Origin of the sequence: Streptomyces wuyuanensis, assembly GCF_900103455.1 — a bacterium.
In the GTDB taxonomy this organism is placed as follows: domain Bacteria; phylum Actinomycetota; class Actinomycetes; order Streptomycetales; family Streptomycetaceae; genus Streptomyces; species Streptomyces wuyuanensis.
In genome coordinates, this window is the sequence record NZ_FNHI01000046.1 from 1 (window position 1) to 6,599 (window position 6,599).

Consider the following 6,599-nt stretch of genomic DNA (forward strand, 5'->3'; position numbering starts at 1 on the left):
CGTCACCGCACTCGTCGAATCCCTCCTGCGCAACACCCACCCACCCCACACCGACACACCCACCCACACCGACACACCCGCCGGCACCGACCCCCACTGACCCCGACCCCCGCGATCAGCGCGATCAGCGCTCGCTCAGGGTCCGCAGCCAGCCGATCACGGCGTTCACCGTGTGGTAGTCGAGCTCCGCGATCCGGGCGACGGCACGGGTGTCGGTCAGCCGCACCGGAACGCATGCCGCGTCCAGCGCACAGTGCAGCATCACCTGGTGGGCCTGCGTCGCCGGCAGGTCCTCCCCCACCCGCAGAGACGGCCGCAGATACGCGGAGACGGGCAGCGGCGGCGTCGGGAACGTCGGGTATTCCATGCTCATGGTCGGATCGCTCTCTCGTTCAGGCCGGGAACCTCGATGGAGTCGGCCGGGTAGGGCGCCGCTGGCCGGCGGAGAGACCCTGGAGACCGGCCCGGCGCATCAGGAGCTGCACCGTTCCGTGGCTGACCGCGATGCCGTAGCGCGAGGTCAGTTCCTCGTGGATGCGCCGGTATCCGTAGGTGCCGTGCGAAGCGGCATGGATGGCGGAGATGACTTCGGTGAGCCGGGAGTGGCGGACCGAACGCGCGGAGGGAGGACGGGAACGCCAGGTGAAGTACCCGGACTCGGTCACCCCCAGGGCGCTCGTCGCGATCCGCACGGGCAGTCCCTCGTGGGCCATCACGCGTACTGCCTCGAATCGTCTTTTGGGGACGTGGCGTCCCGCAGCAGCTCGGTCGCGCGCCGGAGGACGGCGACTTCGGTCTCCAGTTCCGTGATGCGTCTGCGCGCGGCCCTGAGTTCGGTCCCGGCGTCGGGGAAGTACCGCTGGTGCCGCAGTTGCGGCAGGTATCTGCGCCGCCACTGGTAGAGCGTCCGCTCGCTGAGGCCGAGGTCGACCGCGACCTTCTTCACGGGCTCGCCCACGACCAGCAGGTCGAGGGCCTGACGACGCACCTCGGGTGGGTAACTCATGGATGGTGGTCCTCCGGAGGACTGGAGACGGGTTCGCCTGCCGGCTCGGGGCGGATCCCCGGGCCGGCGGTTCCGGCGGTCGGCGCCGGTGCAGAACACGGCCCGAAGGCTGCGACCGCAGGCCCTCAGTCGATGTGGCGCCGCAGAGTGACGGTGGGCCGGAAGGTCTGCACTGGGTTGACGGCCTCACCGCGGGGTGCGGCCGCCACCGCCCCTCTGAGCAGGGTCACGACCTCGGCGGCCAGGGAATCGGCGCGGGCCCGCACGGTGGAGATCGGCTCGCGGCTGCGCTCCAGTTCGCCCAGCCTCCGTTCGAGCCGCGCGAGTTCGTTCCTGGCGGAACGGTTCAGCGTGAACGAGTACGGGGTGGAGACGATGAACTGGTAGGCGCCGGCGAACGTCTGGCAGCCCTCGCAGTGGTCGTTGACCGCACGGCTGGTGTTCGCGGCGTTGAGGCGCGTGATCGTGCCGGTCACGGTGACGACCTGGAAGGACAGGGCGACCGAGCGGCACGGGTTGTCCAGCGAGCAGCCCGCGGACCGGGCGACCGCCCTGTTGCGCGCACCGACACCGAGGCGCGTGCCCAGTTCATGGACCGCGAACTCGTCGTCGTAGTCGACGCGGTGCCCGGGGCCCGCGTTCGCGTGCGCCTCGTCCACCGCGATGCCGACGTAGCGGTTGCCGGCCGACGCGGAAGCCGCTCCGGCGGGGCTCGCCGTGGCGAAGCCGGCCGTACAGGCGGCGACGAGCATGCCGAGGCGGGCGGCTCTGCGGCCGCCGTGGCGGGTGCGTGGTTTTCGGTGCGTCACTGGGTGCTCCTTTGCGGATGTACGGGGGGAATGCGGAGGTCGGGGCGGGGCCCGGCGGAGGGGGTAGAGGTCGGCGCGACGGACGGGGCAGGGGCCGGCCCGTCGGAGGGGGCAGGGCCGGGCGCGATGACGGGGCAGGGCCGGGCGGGGCCTACGGGGCCTCCGTCTCGCTGGGCGACTGCGAAGGAGTCACCGAGGGCGAAGGGGATCCGGACGGCGTGGCACTCGGCGTCGGCGAGGTGCTGGGACTGGCCGAGGGAGACGCCGAGGTCCGGCTCGGACTCGGCGTGGGGCTCGTCGGCACGGCCGTCGGCACCACCCCGACCGGGCTCGCGGACGGGGAGACGCTCGCGCCGGCGGCCGGGCCGGAAGCCTCGGCGGAGGCCGAGGGGGCACCGGCCCCGGGCAGCGGGCTGGTGAGGACCGTCGGATCCGGCGTGGCGGGGGTGGACCGCACCTCGGCGGGGGCCGCCGCCGTCGTACGCGCCGTGGGGACGCCCGGCTGGAGGATGGGGGCGATGGGCGGCTGCCTCGGCAGCGGCTCCGGGGTCACACCGGCCAGCCATGCCGCGCACAGGGCGCTCGCCCCCACCAGCGCGCCGCCGCAGATGGCCACCCGCAGCCGGGTGTTGCCCTCCGTGGCGCGGGCGGTGACCTTCACCAGCCGCCCCACCAGCCGTACGGCGAGGTACGTCGCGCCGGCCAGGGGGCAGATGAGCATGAAGCTTCCGACGACGCCGACGAGACCGGCGGAGATCTGACCGTCGGCGAAGGCCGACCAGGTCCCCGCGACCTGTTCCGCCAGTGAGCGCAGGCTCGTGCCGAGCAGGCGCGGGAGGTTCCACAGGACGTAGCCGAGTTCGGCGACGATCAGCGGCACCATGGTCACGACCCAGGCGGTGACCATGACCCTCGCGGGGCGCTTGAGCCCGGCCACCTCCGGGGACACCGGGCGTCCCGGCAGCATGGACTGCAGGATGGGCTTGATCTTCCCGAAGAGGTCGGGAATCCCCGCGAGGTCTCCGAGGATGTAGTAGCCGTCGAGCCGGACCACCGGCAGCAGCTGTTCGAGGATCTCGAAGTGCACGAGGTAGATGGCCGCGAGGAACAGCGGCTGGCCCGTGAGGAGGTACCCCAGGGCGAGTCCGAGCACGAAGACGATGTTGAAGTAGATCCCGCCCAGGTCGGTCCGGATCCGGCCGGCCCGCCCGATGCGGTAGACATCGGTGACTTCGGTGTACATCGACGGCCAGATCAGGAAGAGACCGCATCCGATGCTGCCCGGCCGCGCACCGCCGTACCTGCACGCCGACGCATGGCCGAACTCGTGGAAGACCAGCGACGCCACGATCAGCACGAAGACGGCCAGCATCAGCACCGGTTGCTCCAGCACCTGCAACACCGGGCCGATGGCTCCGTGGACGGCGAACAGCCAGACGTCCACGCCGAGCGCCGCGGAGAGCACCAGGACGACGACCGGTGGCCGGTGCAGCCACGCGAGTGCCTTCGCGATACGGGCCACCTGGCGCTCACGGAAGATCACCCGATGACCCTTGAGGACCAGGAGGAGGTCCGTGGTGGGGCCGGCGACCTGGTCGCCCTCCTGTCCGAAGGGCACGGTGATGCCGAGCGGTTCGAGCTTCTGCTCAATGAGGTACTCGACGTTGTCGGCGCTGACCTCCCGCCCGTAGCGCCCGCTCACCCGGTGCGAGACGGTCTCGGTGTTCCGTGTGCCGTCGATGGCCTCGGCCACCAGGTAGAGCAGCCGGGAGAGCTGGACGACCTGCCCGTCCCCGCGGCGGACCAGGTACTTGCGCTCCGTGGAGCCGGATCCCTGGTACTCGCCGAGAAATTGAAGTCCCGCGCCGAGGCGCGGAACGGGAAACAGGGTCTCCGTGTACTCGTACGGGAGATCCGTGTCGCCCGTTTCGCAGGCCGCCGCCCCCACGGGACCGGGGTGGACCTTCTGGCTTTCGGTCACCGTCCTGCTCTTCCTCCCGTCGCGGGCCGCGCCCCCAAGAACGCGGCCCGCTCTCGTCCGGGCGTTGTTACTGGCTGATCGTGATGGACTGCGTCGCGTCGGAGGCCGCGATGGCGTCCGGGGAGTCGATGTTGGCCGCGAGCGACTCGTTGTGGGCGCTGACGTAGGCGATGCGCTCGCTCACGTTGGTGGTCCTGACGAAGTTGAACCGCAGCCGGCCCAGGGCCTCGCGCCCGGGCAGCAGCTCGGCGGCGGACTCGGCATCGAGCTCGTCGACGTTCATGGTGGAAACCCCTCTCGGGTGGAAGCGCCGCTACTGGCTGACGCTGATGGACTGGGCGGCGGACGAGGCCGCCACTGCGTACGGGGAGTTGATGTTGGTCGCGAGCGACTCGTTGTGGGCGCTGACGTAGGCGATGCGCTCGCTCACGTTGGTGGTCCTGACGAAGTTGAACCGCAGCCGGCCCAGGGCCTCGCGCCCGGGCAGCAGCTCGGCGGCGGACTCGGCCTCGAGTTCTTCGACGTTCATGGTGGAAACCCCTCTCGGGTGGAAGCGCCGCTACTGGCGGACGCTGATGGACTGGGCGGCGTCGGAGGCCGCGATGGCGCCCGGCGAGCAGACGTTGGCGGCGAGCGACTCGTTGTGGGCGTCGACGTAGGCGATGCGCTCGCTCACGCTCGTGGTCCTGACGAAGTTGAACCGGAGCCGGCCCAGGGCCTCGCGCCCGGGCAGCAGCTCCGCGGCGGCCTCGGCGTCCAGTTCTCGCATGCCAAGCATGGGTGGGTCCTTTGCGCGAAGGGCACGGGCGGACGGCGCCCGTTCCCGGAACGCGTCCATCCATGCCGGACGATCTGTCTGACGAGATTGGACAGTAGGACCCCGGCAAGCCCCCCACAAGGGACCGGAACATCCCGCCCTTTACGGCAGCGGCGCCCTGCGACCAGAGAAACCGCAGGTGGGAGAAGCGACGAGGAAGGCCGGGGCCGGCGCCGACCCGAGCGGAGCCTCACCCGATCGGCTCAACTCGACGGGTTCCAACCGGCAATGACAGGGCTTCCCATGGCTATCCTCTCGTGCCTCAAGACGGGTGAACCGCCCGAAACCTCCGCGAGAGGGGTGCACGTGCTTGTCGTCCCAGGGGCCCCCGCGACCGCCGTCGTCCGCGACAGGACGGGAGAGCCGGTGGTGCTGCTGTCCGGCGAACTCCCCTCCGCCCTCACCCCGTCCGGCGTGAACGAGCTGCTGAACCTGGCCTCCGCCGTGCTCGAAACGGAAGAGCTGGAGCTCTTCCGCCGCTGCCTGTCGGCACTGCGCTGCGGCGAGAAACTCCGGGAGACCCGCATCGAGGTCAGCGGGGCCGTACTCACCATCTACCGCAGTTGACGGAATAGTCGTCTGCGCACAACACGGAGCAGCCGGACCGGGCACGACGGGCTTTCCCGGCAGTTCCCCATTGCGGCGACACGGTGGAACCGGAATCTTCTTCAACTCGGAACCCGGTGCACCGGAGTTGCATTCTCCGCCATTTCCCGCCGAACTCAACCGACCTTCGAAACGCCGCAGTTGGGTCACCCTCGCGAGTGCTTTCCACCGCTGTCTCCGTACCCCCCGAAATCATCGCCAAGCAATGCTCAGGGCCGGTTTGCGGGCTCCCGGCAGAGAAGGCGGCCATGCGCCGACAAGACCTCAGTCCCCAAATGCGCGAATGAAATCGGATGCAGGATCCGCGTACTGTCCGGAGGGCCACCAGAAATCCCCCGAACCAGGAGAAAAATGGTGAGAACATTCGCACGCGTCATTGCGACGGCGACCCTGACCGTGACCGCGGCCGCCATTCCCATGACGGGCGCGGCGATGGCCGCTCCGACCCATTCGCCCGTCACCGCACAGCAGTTCCGCGGCGTCGACCGGTGCACCGACCTCGACCGGCGACACATCGGGCACCGCGGCTGGGACCGTCACCGGAACCGATGGGACCGCGACTGCCGCCACCGCTGGGAGCGGCGACCCGCACAGAGGGCGCACTGGTACGACGCCTACGGGAGATACCGCAACCACACCGCGTACGGCTGGGATTGCGGTCGCCGGTTCTGATCCGGCCTGATTCGCCGCCCGATCCGACGGGCGGTCGGCGTGGGCTCCCGGAGACGGCTCCCGGGAGCCCGTTGCCGTTCGCAGGTCAGTCGCGGTAGATGGTGAGTACGGCCCCGCTGACCTCGATGCGGGTCTCCCGGAGTTTCTCGCCGCAGCGCAGTGCCGACAGGCAGCGGCGGAAGAGCTCCAGCTCTTCCGTTTCGAGCACGGCGGAGGCCAGGTTCAGCAGCTCGTTCACGCCGGACGGGGTGAGGGCGGAGGGGAGTTCGCCGGACAGCAGCACCACCGGCTCTCCCGTCCTGTCGCGGACGACGGCGGTCGCGAGCGCTCCTGGAACGACAAGCACGTCCACCCCTCTCACGGAGGCTTCGGGCGGCTCACCCGCCCGCGGGGGTGAGAATAGACCCCCAATCGCCCCCATTTCCGGGCTATCTGATACTTCGCCAGCAAATGCATCAAACGAACACGCCGCGCGGACTACCGGCCCGAAGCCCCGTATCTCCGTCGAAATGGCACGGCCGAATCGGACCGCGGCGAGGCCCGACGGCAGTCCGCGCCCACCCGCCCGCGGGCTGCCCGGAGGCCGGGAGAGAGCGCGGGGGTCGGGGTCAGCGGGGGTCGGTGCCGGCGGGTGTGTCGGTGTGGGTGGGTGTGTCGGTGTGGGGTGGGTGGGTGTTGCGCAGGAGGGATTCGACGAGTGCGGTGACG

Annotated in this window: 11 protein-coding genes; 2 read left to right on the forward strand and 9 right to left on the reverse strand. The window is 70.4% G+C overall.

The genetic code is table 11. The features are described from left to right. Nucleotides 1–124 precede the first annotated feature (124 nt). From BLT82_RS36045 to BLT82_RS36080, 8 genes are all read right to left on the reverse strand, one after another. Nucleotides 125–373 (reverse strand): hypothetical protein, encoded by a 249-nt coding sequence (locus tag BLT82_RS36045; protein WP_093662652.1) that lies wholly within the window; start codon nt 371–373, stop codon nt 125–127. A 19-nt stretch (nt 374–392) separates the two neighbouring features. Beyond that, on the reverse strand, nt 393–713 hold the full coding sequence (locus tag BLT82_RS36050) for an IS3 family transposase (protein WP_093662654.1): 321 nt from the start codon (nt 711–713) through the stop codon (nt 393–395). Further along, entirely contained in the window at nt 713–1,006 is a 294-nt protein-coding gene (locus BLT82_RS36055; RefSeq protein WP_244529943.1) for a transposase, read from the reverse strand. Before BLT82_RS36055 ends, BLT82_RS36050 begins: the two co-directional genes overlap by 1 nt. A 125-nt stretch (nt 1,007–1,131) precedes the next feature. Continuing rightward, nucleotides 1,132–1,815 (reverse strand): hypothetical protein, encoded by a 684-nt coding sequence (locus tag BLT82_RS36060; RefSeq protein WP_093662656.1) that lies wholly within the window; start codon nt 1,813–1,815, stop codon nt 1,132–1,134. Between the two features lie 151 nt (nt 1,816–1,966). Beyond that, nucleotides 1,967–3,796: a M50 family metallopeptidase gene (locus BLT82_RS36065; RefSeq protein ID WP_093662658.1), complete on the reverse strand. Its 1,830-nt coding sequence runs from the start codon at nt 3,794–3,796 to the stop codon at nt 1,967–1,969. A 67-nt stretch (nt 3,797–3,863) separates the two neighbouring features. Then, nucleotides 3,864–4,079 carry a hypothetical protein gene (locus BLT82_RS36070; protein WP_093662660.1) on the reverse strand — a complete coding sequence of 72 codons (216 nt, stop codon included), beginning with the start codon at nt 4,077–4,079 and terminating at the stop codon, nt 3,864–3,866. A 30-nt stretch (nt 4,080–4,109) separates the two neighbouring features. After that, nucleotides 4,110–4,325 carry a hypothetical protein gene (locus BLT82_RS36075; protein ID WP_093662662.1) on the reverse strand — a complete coding sequence of 72 codons (216 nt, stop codon included), beginning with the start codon at nt 4,323–4,325 and terminating at the stop codon, nt 4,110–4,112. Between the two features lie 30 nt (nt 4,326–4,355). Further along, nucleotides 4,356–4,565, reverse strand: a complete 210-nt coding sequence (locus BLT82_RS36080) for a hypothetical protein (protein WP_093662664.1) — start codon at nt 4,563–4,565, stop codon at nt 4,356–4,358. 354 nt (nt 4,566–4,919) lie between these two features. Here BLT82_RS36080 and BLT82_RS36085 point away from each other — a divergent pair, with 354 nt between their 5' ends. Next, nucleotides 4,920–5,180, forward strand: a complete 261-nt coding sequence (locus BLT82_RS36085) for a hypothetical protein (RefSeq protein ID WP_093662668.1) — start codon at nt 4,920–4,922, stop codon at nt 5,178–5,180. 390 nt (nt 5,181–5,570) lie between these two features. After that, on the forward strand, nt 5,571–5,891 hold the full coding sequence (locus tag BLT82_RS36090) for a hypothetical protein (RefSeq protein ID WP_244529948.1): 321 nt from the start codon (nt 5,571–5,573) through the stop codon (nt 5,889–5,891). 85 nt (nt 5,892–5,976) lie between these two features. Here BLT82_RS36090 and BLT82_RS36095 read toward each other — a convergent pair whose 3' ends face one another. Continuing rightward, nucleotides 5,977–6,237, reverse strand: coding sequence for a hypothetical protein (locus BLT82_RS36095; protein WP_093662672.1), 261 nt, complete (start codon nt 6,235–6,237; stop codon nt 5,977–5,979). Nucleotides 6,238–6,599: the final 362 nt, after the last annotated feature.

Excerpts from the sequence above, each read along its gene's own strand:
- BLT82_RS36045 (WP_093662652.1), bottom strand. The coding sequence starts at position 373 with ATGAGCATGGAATACCCGACGTTCCCGACGCCGCCGCTGCCCGTCTCC.
- BLT82_RS36050 (WP_093662654.1), bottom strand. The coding sequence starts at position 713 with ATGGCCCACGAGGGACTGCCCGTGCGGATCGCGACGAGCGCCCTGGGG.
- BLT82_RS36055 (WP_244529943.1), bottom strand. The coding sequence starts at position 1,006 with ATGAGTTACCCACCCGAGGTGCGTCGTCAGGCCCTCGACCTGCTGGTC.
- BLT82_RS36070 (WP_093662660.1), bottom strand. The coding sequence starts at position 4,079 with ATGAACGTCGACGAGCTCGATGCCGAGTCCGCCGCCGAGCTGCTGCCC.
- BLT82_RS36075 (WP_093662662.1), bottom strand. The coding sequence starts at position 4,325 with ATGAACGTCGAAGAACTCGAGGCCGAGTCCGCCGCCGAGCTGCTGCCC.
- BLT82_RS36080 (WP_093662664.1), bottom strand. The coding sequence starts at position 4,565 with ATGCGAGAACTGGACGCCGAGGCCGCCGCGGAGCTGCTGCCCGGGCGC.
- BLT82_RS36090 (WP_244529948.1), top strand. The coding sequence starts at position 5,571 with ATGGTGAGAACATTCGCACGCGTCATTGCGACGGCGACCCTGACCGTG.